The following is a 14021-nucleotide window of genomic DNA, read 5'->3' on the forward strand; positions in this document are numbered from 1 at the left end:
CCGACGACGGCGGCAACCCCTCAACCACTTTGCGAGCCCAGCACCACAGATAGTTCGGAAAGATGCCGCGCGATGCAAGTTTCCATCACGATCACGACGGTGTCGCTTGCCGAGCCGACGATGCCGCACCGCTTCCCTCGGCCCGCCGGCCGAGCCGTGTCGCGCCATGTGGCGACAGCACCGGCACGAAGACGCGGCGAGACGCGCGCTGGGCCACCGGCACGCCTTGATAAAGTCGCTTCTGCGCTTCAACGACAATGACGCCGGAGAAGATCGGCCACAGCCGCCGGCCGGCGCGCTCCAGCACATTGTGGAAGCGCATCATGAAGCGCCGTCGCGATGGCGGGAAAAACAAGGCATCGGACCACGCGGCGGGCGTGAAATTCGCCTCGCGCAGCAGTTCGGTGAGCTGCCCGCGTGAGAAAGGCCGCCCGTTGCCGAACGGCGTATGTTCGAAGCGTGCCCAGACGCCGCGCCGGTTGGGCACGACGATGACGACGCGCCCCGCCGGCGACAGCACCCGCCAGATCTCGTTCAGCGTCTCGCGCGGGTTCTCGACATGTTCGAGCGAATGGACGAGCAGCATGCGGTCGATGCAGGAATCGACCAGCGGCAGCTCCTCGTCGAAGACCAGTGCCGTTGCCGTCGGCCCCGTCGCCGGCCAAACCACGGCGCCCTGGGTCGCCGGCATGAAGGCGAAGACCCGCTCGGCGTCGGAGCCGAAGCGCTCCAGCCAGGGCAAGGTATAGCCGAGACCTACCAGCCGCTCATTGGGCACCGCGGCCCATATCGACGATAGCGCCATGGTGATCGAACGCTCGGCGAACCGGCCGAGCGTTGTCGAATAGAAGGAGCGAAGGTCGACGATGTCGGAATGCATGTCAGGGATGTAGCCGTGATGTCGGGCGGATTCAACAAAAGGTCCAAAGCGGGCGGCACGGCGGAAGTCAATTTGACATCCCAGGACGACATTCGGGATGTCATTCGCTTTGACATCCGGGATGTCATTCGCTTTGACATCCGGGATGACATTCACGCGGCGGCACCCTATGTCTGCAGCGGTAAATGGAGAGATGCGATGCCGGTCGAAATCGAACAGTTCATGTGCCGCACCGACAATTTCGGTGTGCTGGTGCATGATCCCGAAAGCGGCCAGACCGCAATCATCGATGCGCCCGAGGAAGCGCCGATCCTCGCCGCGATCAAGCGCACCGGCTGGACGCCGACGATGATCCTGACCACGCATCACCATGTCGACCATGTCGAGGCCAATCTGGCGCTCAAGGAGCGCTTCAAGCTGCGCATCGTCGGCCCGGAGGCGGAAAAGGCCAAGATTCCCGGCATCGACGAAACCGTCGAAGAAGGCTCCATCCTTCATCTCGGCGATGAGCGCATCGAGGTGATCGCCACGCCCGGACATACCGCCGGCCATGTCTCCTACCATCTGCCGGCATCGAAAGTGGCGTTCACCGCGGATACGCTGTTCGCGCTGGGTTGCGGCCGGCTGTTCGAATGCAAGCCGCCGGTGATGTACGAATCGCTGAAGAAGCTCGCGGCTCTTCCGGCCGAGACGACGGTCTATTGCGGCCACGAATATACGCTCGCCAATGCCCGTTTCGCGCTGAGCGTCGACCCCACCAATTCGGCATTGAAGGAGCGCGCCGCGCGGATCGAGGCGCTGCGGGTCGACAACAAGCCGACGCTGCCGACGACGATCGGCGAGGAACTGTCGACCAATCCCTTCCTGCGCTGGCACGATCCGGCAATCCGCAAGCATCTGGGCATGGAGAAGGCTGGAGATGCCGAGGTCTTCGCCGAGATCCGCAAGCGCAAGGACAATTTCTGAGCGCCGTGTTGGCTTTCTGCCGATGACCAGTTCCGCGGAAATCATAGCAACGCTCGCACTGAAGCCGCATCCGGAAGGAGGCTGGTACGCGGAAACTTTTCGCGACGAAGCCGGCGGTGCGCGGGGTCATTCGACCGCCATCTATTTCCTGCTGGAACGGCATCAGCTTTCGGCCTGGCATCGGGTCAGGGACGCCGCCGAGGTCTGGCATTTTTATGCCGGTGCCCCGCTGGCGCTGTCGATGTGGGAAGAAGGCAGCGCCATTATCGAGCAGGTTCTCGGCATCGACCTCGCGGCGGGCGAACGGCCGCAAATCGTCGTGCCGGCAGGCTGCTGGCAATCCGCGCGCAGCCTGGGCGAGTGGACGCTGGTCGGCTGCACCGTCGCGCCGGGTTTCGATTTCGCCGCCTTCGAACTCGCCGAGCCGGGCTGGCAGCCCTAACCCAGCAGGAAACCCAGGGTAATCGCGAGCTGGGCGGCGTAGTACAGCACCCAGACGGCGAGGCGCATCAAGGCGCGCTGCGGTGATATGGCGGCGACCAGGAATTTCTCCGTGGCGAGCAGCCCGTCCGATGCCATGAACAACACCACGCCGCCGATCACCCAGCTACTGTTTGTCGTCAGCGCCGACATGCCCATGGCCAGGATCGCAAGGATATAGGCGGCGATCGGAATACGCAGGCCGGGACCGACACGGCGCCAGAGCGCCGCCAGCATGACAATCGCGAACAACGCCATGGCCAGTGCAATCGCGCCCAGCCAGGATTCGGCGGCAAGCAACTCCAATCCGCCACCGCTACGCAGGAACAGCGCGGCATACACGATGTGGGCGACGAGAAAGGTCGCCAGCCCGCCGAGAAATGCCTTTTCCCCGTCGCGCGACAGGAAGGCGTCACCAACCGCGCTCAACGCAAGGGCGGCGACCAGCAGCAGCGGGCCGCCCTGGATTGCGGCGAGTACGGCGAGCATAGCCACGGCGAGCGTCTTTGCCGCCGAGCGGGCCAGCGTCGGCCGCATGCCAAGCGTGAAGGCATAGATCACCGCCGCCACCAGCGAAAAGATCAGCGTTGCATTGGCATTGGCGTCGATGCCGCCGGCAAACGGCATCGTCATGCCCCGGCTCCGCTTTCGGTTGCCTCGGCTCCGCTCCCGGTCGCCGCTGGCTTGCGCAAGAAGAGCGACTTTGCCGCCAGCGCCGCGCCGCCCGTGATGAGCACGCAGGCGGCCAGAATGCGCAACGAAGGCTCGGCAACGCCGGCCGCGATCAGCACCAGTGTCGACAAAAGCGGTGCCGCGTAGCTTGCGGCACCCAGCACCTGGATGTTGCCGCGCTTGACGCCGATGTCCCAGGCATAGAAGGCGGCGCCCACCGGCATCAGGCCTAGCCCGAGCACGGCCAGCCACTGGCCGGCGCCGTCAGGCAGCACTGTTTCCTCGAGCGCCAGGTGGCAGGCGAGCGACAGCACGGCGGTTGCCGCGCAGAACCAGGTGACGATGCTGGTCGGCACCGACGAGAAACGTCGCGACAGCAGTGAATAGGACGACCATAGCAGGGCGCAGACGGCGGCCATGCCATAGCCGAAGATATAGCGCGCGTCGAAGGCCAAGCTGCCGCCCTTGGTGACGATCAGCACGGTGCCGGCAAGGCCGAGCAGCGCGCCGACGACATGATTCCAAGCCAGTTTTTCGCCCGGCATCAGCGCCGAGCCCAGCACGATCAGCAGTGGCCAGAGATAAGCAATCAGGCTCGCCTCCACCGCCGGCGCGTTGCGCAGTGCGGTAAAATAGAAGAAGTGGTAACCGAACAGGCCGGCAATACCGACCACCCAGACTTGGGGAGGGATTTTCTGGCTCCTATCTGTGGCCGGCATGAACAGTCGCGCGACAAGCCCTACGCCTGTGCCGATCGAGAAAGTGATCGCCGACAACAGGAATGGCGGCACCTTGCCGGACACATCCGTCAGCAACGCAAGCAACGCCCACATGGCGACCGCCGAAAAGCCGATCAGTGTTGCGCGCCCCATTTTGTCTCCAGTGGCGCGCCCCATCCTGTCCCCGGTGGCGTGCCTTATTGTACTGCTTCGAACCGCCTGGCGCTGATGGTCAAGGTGCCGATCTGCGTTCCGACGGTGGCGTGGATCGGCGCATATACGCCGGTTTGGCCAAGCGGTGCAAACGTCACCATCATGCGGCTTTTGTTCTTGAGGTAGTTGAGCGCCTTGCGGCCCTTGCGATAGCCCGCCACCGGCTCGAAACCCATCTGGCAGGTAACGGTGTCGCCCTTGTAGCCCGGCACCGAGATCGTTCCTTTCGAGGCGTAGGTCAGTGTCAGGTCCGCGCGCATCTCGCCATCATAGAACTTGACCTTGCGGCCGCAGACCTGGTCGAGGCTGTCGGCATGGATGACGGTGGCGGCCATCGGATCGAGCACCGATGCCAGGTCGCCGGCGCCGATCGGCACCCAGGCCTCGGGGTCGCGCTTGCCCGGCGCGGGGATGACCTGCGTCGAGGTCACGTTACCGTTGGCAAAGCGAATGTCGATCGAGGATGCCTTCTTGCCGGAAGTGTAGTCGGCACGGAATGCCTCCGGCACCATCTTCTGCCCGGAGATCGTACCCTTGGACGAGATCGTGCCCCGCGTGTCGTCGAACAGCTTGGCGAGACCCGCCGCGGAGACACTGCCTTCGATCGCGTAAGCGCCATTCTCATAGTGGCTGGAGAAAGTCGACCTCGCGATCGAGAGACCCAGAAACGACACCGTGTACTCGCCCTTGAACGACTGCGGCGAGGCAGCGGACGCGGCGGACGGCAAGGCGACGGCAAGCGCGGCAACAAGCGCGTGAGACGAACGAGGCATGGCGGGATCGGATCCTTGATTTTCGGCCGGAGCCGGGCGACTCCGGTCTGGCATGTCCCTGTGAGACCGCTTATAGGGTGAAATCCGGCCTTAATATGAAATGCCGGGCGCTTCCGTGGGGAAGCCGGAGCTTGACGCCCCGGTGAAATGCAACTAAGGAACGCCAACTTTTCCATAAGGCCGCCTGACCAGAACCGCGCGCCACCCGGCGTGGGCACAAAAGTTTGGCAGGCCACGAGAGAACTGAAGGTTAGAACCATGTCCCGCACCTGCGAACTCACTGCCAAGGCAGTCCAGACCGGCAACAATGTGAGCCACGCGAACAACAAGACCAAGCGTCGTTTCCTGCCGAACCTCGTCAATGTGACGCTGATTTCGGAAGCGCTGAACCAGAATGTACGCCTGCGCATTTCTGCCAACGCGCTGCGTTCGGTCGAACATCGCGGCGGCCTCGATGCCTTCCTGGCCAAGGCCGACGTCAAGGAGCTGTCGCAGCGCGCGCGTCTCTTGAAGAAGCAGATCGCCAAGAAGACCGCCGAACAGGCTGCCGCTTAATTCGTCTCTCAGGCGGGGGACAACCGCCCTGACCAACCTCTTGTTGGCCACTGAGTATCGGATCGAGATCGCGCAGCGGCCATAGATTCGATGCTCGAACAAAGCGAGCGTGATCCGGTTTTCGGCAAAACGCTCCGCTGGTTCCATTACCCAGGATAAAAAAATGTCTTCCTTTTCGCGATACCTGCCCTTTGTGGCCGCCATGGCGCTTGTCGTCGTGGCTTCGAACATCCTCGTCCAGTTCCCCATGCAGGGCCAGATCGGCGGCCTGTCGCTCGCCGACGTTTTGACCTGGGGCGCCTTCACCTATCCCTTTTCCTTCCTGGTCACCGACCTTGCCAACCGCCGCTACGGACCCGCCGTGGCGCGCCGGATCGTCTTTGTCGGCTTCATGACGGCGGTGGTCTGCTCGATCCTCGTCCCGCCCTTCCTGTTCCGTCATGGCCTGATTGAGTTCGAGACATCAGCCGACCGGCTGGTGCGCATCGCGGCCGCTTCGGGCGCTGCCTTCCTGACCGCGCAGTTGCTCGACGTCACCGTGTTCAACCGGCTGCGTCGGCAGAGCTGGTGGCGGGCACCGATCATCGGCACGCTGGTCGGATCGGTGTTCGACACCGTCGTGTTCTTCGGTGTGGCTTTTTCGGCCGCCTTTGCCTTTGTCGGTCCAAGCGACAGTTTCGCGCTCGAAAGCGCCCCATTGATGGGCGTGTTTCATGTCGATGCCATGCGCTGGGTGTCCTGGGCGCTCGGCGACCTCAGCGTGAAGCTGATCATCGCCGTCGTGGCACTGATTCCTTACCGGCTGCTCGCCGCCCGCTGGAGCCAGCCGGCCATTGCCGCGGCCTAAGCCGTGATTCCCTGGATCCAGCTGGACTCCGCGAAAACGCCCGACGGCCAGCAGGAATTGCGGCTGAAACGGCGCGGTTCCGAATTCTCGATCATGCTCGGCACCAACGAGCTGATGAACAGCCGGCTGAACGGCTCCGAGGAGGCGCTGGCGAAACTGTCCTGCCAAAGGATTGTGGGCCATCGGCAGCCGAAGATCCTGATCGGCGGGCTTGGCATGGGTTTTACGCTGCGCGCTGCTCTCGCCGAACTGGGCGACAATGTCGAGATCGTTGTCGCGGAACTGGTGCCGGCCGTCGTGGCCTGGGCGCGCGGCCCAATGGCCGAGATTTTCGCAGGGTCGCTCGATGATTCCCGCGTCACCATCCGCGAAACCGATGTCGGCCAGTTGATACGGTCCGGGGCCGGAGCCTGGGACGCGATCCTGCTCGACGTCGACAATGGCCCCGAGGGCATCGTCCATAAAGGCAATGACGCCCTCTACAGCGTGGCTGGCCTCTCCGCCGCGCGTACCGCCCTCAAGCCGGGCGGCGTGCTGGCGGTGTGGTCGCAGGGACCTGATGCCGGTTTCACGCGGCGGCTGAAACAGGCAGCTTTCGCCGTCGAGGAAGTCAACACGCGCGCCAACGGCAAGCGCGGCGCGCGTCATGTCATCTGGATAGCCACCAAAGCCTCATGATCTTGACCAAGATCGTCGGCAGCCGGGGCTAGTTTGACCGCTGAAGTTCGGCGGCAAGGGCCTCCAGCAGCCCGCGAGTCCCCTCCTCCCGTCCCTTGGCGGAATCGATGCCGTCGAAGAAAGCGCCCTGCTCGGTGTAGGTCAGCCTTGTGCCATCGCCTGAGGGCGTCAGCTCCACGGTGGTCAGCGATGCCGACATGGGCTGCGGCCCGACCGCCATCCTGTAGGAAAACACGATGCGCCGGTCGGCGACGATGTCCTGGAATTGCGCGTCGAGCCTGATCTCCGGGCCGCCGCCATAGCTGAAGCGAGACACCTCGCCGCCGCCGACGCGAAAGTCGAAGCTGAATTCGGCAACGGCAAAACCATCGCCTTCGATGCGCCAACGCCGCACCGTCGCTTCGTCGGCGAAGGCATGGAAGACACGTGACGGCGATTGCGGATAGGTCCGCTCGATGGTGAAGGTGGAGTGGATGACGGAATGCTCGTCCTTGACGGAGGCAATCTGGTTCATTGCGGTTCGTCCTTTTTCTGGTCCTGATTTTTCTCGGGGGATTGATCCGTCTCGGCCAGGATCTGGCCAAGACGGTCGAGATGGCGTTCCGCCGGTAGGCGGCGTTCGGCAATCCAGTCGGCGAGCGGAGCGAGCCCGCCCGGTTCGATCCGGCAGGTGCGCACCCGCCCGATCTTTTCGCTGCGGATCAGACCGCAGGCCTCCAGCGCCTGGAGATGCTGCAGCACGGCGGCGAAGGTCATGCCGAACGGCTTCGCCAGCTGGCTGACGGTGGCCGGTCCGCTGCTCAACCGTTCCAGGATCTGCCGACGGGTGGGCTCGACAAGAGCGCGAAGGATGCCGTCGATCTCTGAACGGTTAAGCATGGACTTAAGTATCGTTGGCACCATCTCAATTGTCAAGTCCAGACTAAAGTTTTTTCGCAAACACGGTCATGGTCGATAAACTCATTCAGATTTAGTGGCCTGTCAGGGAGAACGCTGGGATGGCCGACGCATGGACAAAATCGCCAAGAGGCGTCGCGGCGGAGCTGCCACTCAATCCTGGTGCAGAATGAATTCCAGGTAGAGATTGCGCTGCAGGATCGACTGGTTGTCGTCGGAGATCAGCGAAACCATCAGCGCGCCGTCATCGCGGGTCCAGACGTCTAGCCCTTCCATATTGTCGATCTGGTAGCCCATGTCGGCTTGCAGCAGCACCGGCCCGTCGGCAACAGCGCCCTTCTCGACGCTCTCTCCATAAATGCGCCGCAGCCGCATCTTGAGGCCGCCCGTCATGGTGAAACTGCGCTCCAGCAGCAAAAGGTCGCCATCGGGCAGAAAGGCGCCGTCGGTGATGTCGAAATCGCCGTTGCGCTTGACGGTGAAGACGCCCTTGCGCGGCCCTTCGATGATGGCGGCGTAGATGTTGCCGGCCTTGTCGAGGCTCTTTTCCGAGACCACGACAAGGCCACCCCGATGCTGGCCGTTGGCATTTGAATGGGTGACTGTCTCGAAGCCGCGGTTCTGCCGCAGTTCCCGCGCCGGCGCCAGGAAATCCAGCTGCCTGAACGGCACCTTCATGTTGTCCGGGTCGATCCTGAACTGGACGACGCGGTGGTTGCGTTCGAAACCGACGGTGGCGATGCCGTCCTTGACCGCGAGGCCCTCGGCATCGACTTCCCGTTTTTCGTCGATCGGCTGGCCGCTCTGGTCGACCATTTGCTGCATGCGAAAATTCTGGATGCCGACGGGTCGCCCATCGGCGTCGCGGGCCACCGAGCCGAAGAACCAGTAACCGGTATCGGCCACACCGATGAAATCGCTGCCGGCTTTCAGAAACCGGAAGGCCGACAGCGCGCCGAAATCGTGTGATGGCGAGGTCATCTCCAGCCCGCCGACGAATTCGAGTTGGCCAAACTGCTTGTCGGTGCCGCCAATATGGAATTTGGTGATCGGGCGGGCCGAGACTGCGACAGGCTCAACTGCGGCCGAGCCGGCCGAACCGGCTGGCGCCGAAGCCATGCCGGCAAGCAAGGCGATGGCGGCGAAAAGCGTGTCCCGAAACCCGCGCCGCGAAAGGATCATCCGGCGCGTCGCGTGCCGCCGCGCCGCGTATCCTTCGCGCTTTCCTCGGCAAACAGCGAAGCCAGTTGCTCGGTCATGGCGCCGGCTAGTTCCTCGGCATCGACGATGGTGACGGCGCGCCTGTAATAGCGGGTGACGTCATGGCCGATGCCGATGGCCAGCAGTTCGACCGGTGAGCGCGTCTCGATCAGCTCGATGACGGCGCGCAGATGACGTTCGAGATAATTGCCCGGATTGACCGACAGCGTCGAATCATCGACCGGCGCGCCGTCCGAGATCATCATCAGGATCTTGCGCTGTTCGGGCCGGGCGATCAGCCGGTTGTGCGCCCACAGCAGCGCCTCGCCGTCGATGTTTTCCTTGAGCAGGCCTTCGCGCATCATCAGGCCGAGGTTGCGCCGTGCCCGCCGCCACGGATGATCGGCCGACTTGTAGATGATGTGGCGCAGATCGTTGAGCCGGCCGGGGTTCGGCGGCTTGCCGTCTTTCAGCCACTTCTCGCGCGCCTGCCCGCCCTTCCACGCCCGCGTGGTGAAGCCAAGGATCTCGACCGAGACGCCGCAGCGCTCCAGCGTGCGCGCCAGGATATCGGCGCAGGTGGCGGCGACCGTGATCGGCCGGCCGCGCATCGAACCGGAATTGTCGAGCACCAGCGTCACCACCGTGTCGCGGAATTTGGTGTCGCGCTCCTGCTTGAACGACAGCGGCTGCATCGGATCGATGACCACGCGCACCAGCCGCGCCGGGTCGAGATAGCCCTCTTCCAGGTCGAAATCCCAGGACCGGTTCTGCTGCGCCATCAGGCGGCGCTGCAGCCGGTTGGCGAGCCGACCAACGACGCCCGACAGATTGGCGAGCTGCTTGTCGAGGAAGGCGCGCAGCCGGTCGAGCTCTTCCTCTTCGCAAAGCTCCTCGGCGCCAACCGTCTCGTCGAAAGCTGACGTGTAGATCTTGTAGTCGATTTCCTTCGGCAGATTGGTGAAGGGATTGTCGTTGCGGCGCGCCTCGCCGGGTGTCTCGGCGTCGGCATCGTCATCGTCGGACAGATCGTCGGCCGTTGCGTCGGAGGCTTCGGTCTCCGCCGATTGCTCGTCGTCTGCCGATGCCTCGGCATCCTCGGACTGCGACTGCTCGGAGCCGGAATCGTCTTCGCCGCCCTCCTCGCTCTGTTCCTCGCCTTGCGGCTGGTTGTCGTCATTGTCCTCGGAGTCTTCGGTCTCCTGGTCGTCGCCGAGTTCCTCGGCCATTTCCATGGAGGCGAGCATCTCGCGCACGACGCGGGCGAAGGCCTGCTGATCCTCGAGCTTTTCCGACAGGCCGTCGAGGTCGGCTCTGGCTTTCTCCTCGACCCAGGGCCGCCAGAGTTCGACCAGCCGCTCGCCGCTCTTCGGCACCGGCCGGCCGGTCAGCTTTTCGCGCACCATCAGCGCGAGCGCCTCCTCGATGGGCGCATCGGCCTTGTCCTTGACGTCGACGAGGTTGGCCTTGGTGTATTTATCCTCAAGCATCGAGCCGATATTGTCGGCGACGCCCTGCATGGCGCGGCTGCCGATCGCCTCGACGCGAGCCTGCTCGACCGCATCGTAGATGGCGCGGGCGGCCTTGCCTTCGGGCGCCAGCTTGCTGTGGATGCGAACATCATGGCAAGCGCGCTTCAACGCCATGGAATCGCCGAGTCCGCGGGTGATCGCGATGTCGGCTTTCGATGCCTTCTTGGGCAGTTCGGGCAGCCGCGCGCGGCTGCCCGCCAGCGCCGGCCTGTCCTTGGCGAAGCCGACTTCCATCTCCTTGTCGCCGGCGATGGCGCGCATGCAGACGGTGACGGCGCGCTTGAAGCTGTCGGCTTCAGACCCCGTCTTCGACTTGTTGCGCGTGTTGTCGCCTGGACCCGCCATCGAGGCTCTGCTTAGCCCAGCACCACGTTGGCCGCGCTCTCTGGCAGATCCTGGCCGAAGGCGCGCTGGTAGAACTCGGCGACCACCGAACGTTCCAGCTCGTCGCACTTGTTGAGGAAGGTCAGCCGGAACGCCATGCCGACATCGCCGAATATTTCGGCATTCTCGGCCCAGGTGATGACGGTACGCGGGCTCATCACCGTCGACAGATCGCCATTGATGAAGGCCGAGCGCGTCATGTCGGCGACGCGCACCATCTTGTTGACGATGTCCTTGCCTTTGGTGTCGCGATAATGCTTGGCCTTGGCGAGCACGATGTTCACTTCATTGTCGTGCGGCAGATAATTCAGCGTGGTGACGATCGACCACCGGTCCATCTGCGCCTGATTGATCTGCTGGGTGCCGTGATAAAGGCCGGTCGTGTCGCCCAGCCCGACCGTGTTGGCGGTCGAAAACAGGCGGAACGCGGGATGCGGGCGGATGACCCGGCTCTGGTCGAGCAGCGTGAGGCGGCCGGACGATTCCAGCACGCGCTGGATGACGAACATCACATCCGGACGGCCGGCGTCATACTCATCGAAACACAGCGCGACATTGTGCTGGTAGGCCCAGGGCAGGATGCCGTCGCGGAATTCGGTGATCTGCAGGCCGTCCTTGACTACGATCGCGTCCTTGCCGACAAGATCGATACGACTGACATGGCTGTCGAGGTTGACGCGCACGCACGGCCAGTTGAGGCGGGCGGCGACCTGTTCGATATGGGTCGATTTTCCGGTGCCGTGATAGCCCGAGACCATGACGCGGCGGTTGTAGGCGAAGCCGGCGAGGATCGCCAAGGTCGTCGCCTTGTCGAACAGATAGTCGGGATCGATGTCGGGCACATGCTCTGATGTCACCGAATAGGCCGGCACCACCATCTTGGACTCGAAGCCGAATTTCTCCTTCACCGACACCGTCGTGTCGGGCAGATTGGCGATGTCGCGATCGACCTTGTTCATATCTCTCAACGTCTCCACGGGCGAAACGTCGCGTTGCGCCGGCAATCCATTTTGTTCGGGGGCGGTCTTAGAGCCTTTTCCAACCTTATGAAAGTTGGAAAACGACACAAACCATAGGGTCGCTCAGCACAGGCCTGCCTGTTTGAGCACGCGATAGGCCTGGAGCACATCGCGGAACCGGTCTTCCGAACCTCTGTCGCCGCCATTCGCATCCGGATGGTGACGCTTCACCAGTTCCTTATAGCGCGCCTTGATGTCCTTGCCAGTCGCCTTTGTATCAAGGCCAAGCGTTTCCAGCGCCTTGGCCTCAAGGGGCTTGGCCTTGCGCTCGCGCGCCTCGCGCGGATCCTTCGGCCCCTTGAACAGGTCGAACGGATCGCGCATGCGGTTGTAGTAGCCGGCGCGGCCGGAGCGCATCTGCGCCATATCGGGCGAGGAGCGTGTCGAGGCGCCGTTGACGCCCATCTTCCAGGTCGGCCGATGGCCGGTCATCGCTTCCTTCTGGAAGCGCGCGACCTCGGTGTCCGGCACGCCGGAGAAGTAGTTGAAGCCCTTGTTGTACTCGCGCACATGGTCGAAGCAGAAGCGGAAATACTCGCCCTCCTTCATGCGCCCGACAGGCGCGCGATGCGTGCCCGCCTCCTTGCAGCCATCCCACTGGCAAATCGGCGCGTGCGCCTTCACCTCCGCGTCCTTGTCTGGACGGACGCGAATCTTCTCGAAATATTTGGGATACGGCTTCATCTCACCCATTTATGGGGCGTTCGCAGATGCGAAACAAGAATTGACATTTTCGCGATCATCGCCCTAACCGCTGAATCGCGGCTTAAAGCGGGCGAATGACCGATTTTGTTGTACGCCGGCGGCCTTGTGAAACCGATTTTCGGTTTCCATGGCGGCGAGCCAGCCATATGTGGTGAAGGGAAAAGACGATGTCCATACAGGCGACCATGGAAGACAAGCTCAACAAGGCATTTTCGCCCGAGCGGCTCGTCATCCTCAACGAAAGCCATCTCCACGCCGGCCATCATCACGTGGAATCCGGTCACCACACGGAATTCGACGGCGCCGGCGAGACGCATTTCCGGGTCCGCATCATCTCTCGGAGGTTTACGGGCATGAGCCGCATCGACCGTCATCGCGCCGTCAACCAGCTTCTGGCCGACGAGTTGAACGCGGGCGTGCACGCGCTGGCGATCGAGCCCGCGGCGCCCGGTGAACAGACGCGCTGGTAGGCCAAGCTGCGAGCCAGCCCTGCGCCTCTCACGCTGCGTTCAAATGACCGCTTCGATCAGAAACGGCCCCGGTCGAGACAAGGCAGCGTCGAGCAGCGCGTCGAAACGTTCGCAGCTATCCGCACGCGCCGCCTCCACGCCCATGCCTTTGGCCAGCGAAACCCAGTCCAGCGCCGGGTGGTCGAGATCGAGCATGCGCCTAGCATTCTCGCCGATCGCGTTCACGCCGACACTACGCATCTCGCCATGCAGGATCGCATAGGTACGGTTGGAAAAGACGATCGTCAGCACGTCGAGATGTTCCCGCGCCTGCGTCCATAGCCCCTGCACCGTGTACATGCCGCTGCCATCTGCCTCGAGATTGATCACCTTGCGGCCGGGACAGGCGATCGCCGCACCTGTCGCCAGCGGAATGCCGCCCCCGATCGACCCGCCCGTGCCCATCATGTAGTCATGCGGCGCGGCAAAGGCCGACAGCGCGAAGAAACGCCGCGCCGAGGTGACGGCCTCGTCGCAGACGATCACTTCGGCCGGCAGCTTTCTCGCGACGGACAGCGCAATGGCATCTTCCGTCAGCCGGCCGTTCGGTGTTCCCTCGTCAGGGAAGGCACTGCCAACCGCCGTCAGCTGTGACCGCTTGACGCCCAGTTCGTCGCGAAGCGCTTCCAGCGCCGCATGCAAGTCCTGCCCATGGGCTGCGAGCGTCAGCACCTGGCAGTCATCACGGACAAGCCGTCCCGGTTTTCCCGGATAGGCAAAGAAGGCGACCGGCTCCTTTCCGCCGACCAGCACAAGGACATCGATATCCCTGAGCATCGCCGTCGCCGCGTCGACCGGATAGGGGATGCGCGTCGGCGCGACACGCCCGCGCCCGCGCTGCATCCGGGCGATCAGGACCTCGCTGAACAGCCTGACATCGCAGGCAATCGAAATCTGGCCGGCGATTTCAAGAGCATCGGCCCGTGCCGCCCGCCCCCGAACGATCATGCCAACACGGCCCGGAGCCGCGCGGATCGCGGTAGCGATCGTTC

At 63.5% G+C, this 14021-nt stretch carries 17 protein-coding genes; 6 read left to right on the forward strand and 11 right to left on the reverse strand.

Annotation, left to right across the window (positions count from 1 at the left end; translation table 11 throughout):
* Nucleotides 1-91: 91 nt before the first annotated feature.
* Nucleotides 92-880 (reverse strand): class I SAM-dependent methyltransferase, encoded by a 789-nt coding sequence (locus tag O7A61_RS13475; RefSeq protein ID WP_027143509.1) that lies wholly within the window; start codon nt 878-880, stop codon nt 92-94.
* Nucleotides 881-1078: 198 nt separating this feature from the next.
* On the opposite strand from O7A61_RS13475, the gene gloB reads away from it, so the two are divergent.
* Both gloB and O7A61_RS13485 read left to right on the forward strand, forming a co-directional pair.
* On the forward strand, nt 1079-1846 hold the full coding sequence (gene gloB, locus O7A61_RS13480) for a hydroxyacylglutathione hydrolase (protein WP_337130225.1): 768 nt from the start codon (nt 1079-1081) through the stop codon (nt 1844-1846).
* Between the two features lie 22 nt (nt 1847-1868).
* Nucleotides 1869-2288, forward strand: coding sequence for a cupin domain-containing protein (locus tag O7A61_RS13485; protein WP_337130226.1), 420 nt, complete (start codon nt 1869-1871; stop codon nt 2286-2288).
* On the opposite strand, the gene O7A61_RS13490 is transcribed toward O7A61_RS13485, so the two are convergent.
* From O7A61_RS13490 to O7A61_RS13500, 3 genes are read right to left on the reverse strand one after another with little or no spacing between them, the layout of a single operon-like run.
* On the reverse strand, nt 2285-2959 hold the full coding sequence (locus O7A61_RS13490) for a lysoplasmalogenase family protein (RefSeq protein WP_337130227.1): 675 nt from the start codon (nt 2957-2959) through the stop codon (nt 2285-2287). The two genes, O7A61_RS13485 and O7A61_RS13490, sit on opposite strands and share 4 nt — an antisense overlap.
* Nucleotides 2956-3870: an aromatic amino acid exporter YddG gene (yddG, locus tag O7A61_RS13495; protein WP_337130228.1), complete on the reverse strand. Its 915-nt coding sequence runs from the start codon at nt 3868-3870 to the stop codon at nt 2956-2958. Before yddG ends, O7A61_RS13490 begins: the two co-directional genes overlap by 4 nt.
* Before the next feature lie 44 nt (nt 3871-3914).
* Nucleotides 3915-4703: a DUF3108 domain-containing protein gene (locus O7A61_RS13500; RefSeq protein WP_337130229.1), complete on the reverse strand. Its 789-nt coding sequence runs from the start codon at nt 4701-4703 to the stop codon at nt 3915-3917.
* A 258-nt stretch (nt 4704-4961) separates the two neighbouring features.
* Between O7A61_RS13500 and rpmB the strand changes: the two genes are divergently transcribed.
* From rpmB to O7A61_RS13515, 3 genes are all read left to right on the forward strand, one after another.
* Complete coding sequence (gene rpmB / locus O7A61_RS13505; RefSeq protein ID WP_027143515.1) at nt 4962-5258, forward strand: 50S ribosomal protein L28; 297 nt, start codon at nt 4962-4964, stop codon at nt 5256-5258.
* Nucleotides 5259-5421: 163 nt separating this feature from the next.
* Nucleotides 5422-6105, forward strand: a complete 684-nt coding sequence (locus O7A61_RS13510; RefSeq protein WP_337130230.1) for a queuosine precursor transporter — start codon at nt 5422-5424, stop codon at nt 6103-6105.
* A 3-nt stretch (nt 6106-6108) separates the two neighbouring features.
* On the forward strand, nt 6109-6783 hold the full coding sequence (locus O7A61_RS13515) for a spermidine synthase (protein WP_337130231.1): 675 nt from the start codon (nt 6109-6111) through the stop codon (nt 6781-6783).
* 28 nt (nt 6784-6811) lie between these two features.
* Here the strand turns inward: O7A61_RS13515 and O7A61_RS13520 are convergent, their stop codons facing one another.
* From O7A61_RS13520 to O7A61_RS13545, 6 genes are all read right to left on the reverse strand, one after another.
* Complete coding sequence (locus tag O7A61_RS13520) at nt 6812-7297, reverse strand: SRPBCC family protein (RefSeq protein ID WP_337130232.1); 486 nt, start codon at nt 7295-7297, stop codon at nt 6812-6814.
* Complete coding sequence (locus tag O7A61_RS13525) at nt 7294-7662, reverse strand: ArsR/SmtB family transcription factor (protein WP_337130236.1); 369 nt, start codon at nt 7660-7662, stop codon at nt 7294-7296. Before O7A61_RS13525 ends, O7A61_RS13520 begins: the two co-directional genes overlap by 4 nt.
* Before the next feature lie 171 nt (nt 7663-7833).
* A complete protein-coding gene (locus O7A61_RS13530; RefSeq protein WP_337130233.1) occupies nt 7834-8862 on the reverse strand; it encodes an esterase-like activity of phytase family protein in 1029 nt (342 codons plus the stop codon).
* On the reverse strand, nt 8859-10757 hold the full coding sequence (gene cobT / locus O7A61_RS13535; RefSeq protein ID WP_140503340.1) for a cobaltochelatase subunit CobT: 1899 nt from the start codon (nt 10755-10757) through the stop codon (nt 8859-8861). Before cobT ends, O7A61_RS13530 begins: the two co-directional genes overlap by 4 nt.
* A gap of 11 nt (nt 10758-10768) precedes the next feature.
* Nucleotides 10769-11755 carry a cobaltochelatase subunit CobS gene (gene cobS, locus O7A61_RS13540; protein ID WP_127276014.1) on the reverse strand — a complete coding sequence of 329 codons (987 nt, stop codon included), beginning with the start codon at nt 11753-11755 and terminating at the stop codon, nt 10769-10771.
* 123 nt (nt 11756-11878) lie between these two features.
* On the reverse strand, nt 11879-12508 hold the full coding sequence (locus tag O7A61_RS13545; RefSeq protein WP_032922426.1) for a J domain-containing protein: 630 nt from the start codon (nt 12506-12508) through the stop codon (nt 11879-11881).
* A 179-nt stretch (nt 12509-12687) separates the two neighbouring features.
* Between O7A61_RS13545 and O7A61_RS13550 the strand changes: the two genes are divergently transcribed.
* Nucleotides 12688-12990 carry a BolA family protein gene (locus tag O7A61_RS13550; RefSeq protein WP_337130234.1) on the forward strand — a complete coding sequence of 101 codons (303 nt, stop codon included), beginning with the start codon at nt 12688-12690 and terminating at the stop codon, nt 12988-12990.
* A 39-nt stretch (nt 12991-13029) separates the two neighbouring features.
* Here O7A61_RS13550 and O7A61_RS13555 read toward each other — a convergent pair.
* A partial coding sequence (locus tag O7A61_RS13555) for an acetolactate synthase large subunit (RefSeq protein ID WP_337130235.1) occupies nt 13030-14021 on the reverse strand: 992 nt, incomplete at its 5' end.

The sequence above is a fragment of the Mesorhizobium sp. Cs1321R2N1 genome (assembly GCF_037179725.1).
In the GTDB taxonomy this organism is placed as follows: domain Bacteria; phylum Pseudomonadota; class Alphaproteobacteria; order Rhizobiales; family Rhizobiaceae; genus Mesorhizobium; species Mesorhizobium salmacidum.

Bases quoted from the DNA above. Each gene is read 5' to 3' on its own strand.
- cobT (WP_140503340.1), bottom strand. From the start codon at position 10,757: ATGGCGGGTCCAGGCGACAACACGCGCAACAAGTCGAAGACGGGGTCT.
- O7A61_RS13550 (WP_337130234.1), top strand. From the start codon at position 12,688: ATGTCCATACAGGCGACCATGGAAGACAAGCTCAACAAGGCATTTTCG.
- O7A61_RS13545 (WP_032922426.1), bottom strand. From the start codon at position 12,508: ATGGGTGAGATGAAGCCGTATCCCAAATATTTCGAGAAGATTCGCGTC.
- O7A61_RS13475 (WP_027143509.1), bottom strand. From the start codon at position 880: ATGCATTCCGACATCGTCGACCTTCGCTCCTTCTATTCGACAACGCTC.
- O7A61_RS13490 (WP_337130227.1), bottom strand. From the start codon at position 2,959: ATGACGATGCCGTTTGCCGGCGGCATCGACGCCAATGCCAATGCAACG.
- rpmB (WP_027143515.1), top strand. From the start codon at position 4,962: ATGTCCCGCACCTGCGAACTCACTGCCAAGGCAGTCCAGACCGGCAAC.
- O7A61_RS13500 (WP_337130229.1), bottom strand. From the start codon at position 4,703: ATGCCTCGTTCGTCTCACGCGCTTGTTGCCGCGCTTGCCGTCGCCTTG.
- gloB (WP_337130225.1), top strand. From the start codon at position 1,079: ATGCCGGTCGAAATCGAACAGTTCATGTGCCGCACCGACAATTTCGGT.
- yddG (WP_337130228.1), bottom strand. From the start codon at position 3,870: ATGGGGCGCGCAACACTGATCGGCTTTTCGGCGGTCGCCATGTGGGCG.
- O7A61_RS13525 (WP_337130236.1), bottom strand. From the start codon at position 7,662: ATGCTTAACCGTTCAGAGATCGACGGCATCCTTCGCGCTCTTGTCGAG.
- O7A61_RS13530 (WP_337130233.1), bottom strand. From the start codon at position 8,862: ATGATCCTTTCGCGGCGCGGGTTTCGGGACACGCTTTTCGCCGCCATC.
- cobS (WP_127276014.1), bottom strand. From the start codon at position 11,755: ATGAACAAGGTCGATCGCGACATCGCCAATCTGCCCGACACGACGGTG.
- O7A61_RS13510 (WP_337130230.1), top strand. From the start codon at position 5,422: ATGTCTTCCTTTTCGCGATACCTGCCCTTTGTGGCCGCCATGGCGCTT.
- O7A61_RS13485 (WP_337130226.1), top strand. From the start codon at position 1,869: ATGACCAGTTCCGCGGAAATCATAGCAACGCTCGCACTGAAGCCGCAT.
- O7A61_RS13520 (WP_337130232.1), bottom strand. From the start codon at position 7,297: ATGAACCAGATTGCCTCCGTCAAGGACGAGCATTCCGTCATCCACTCC.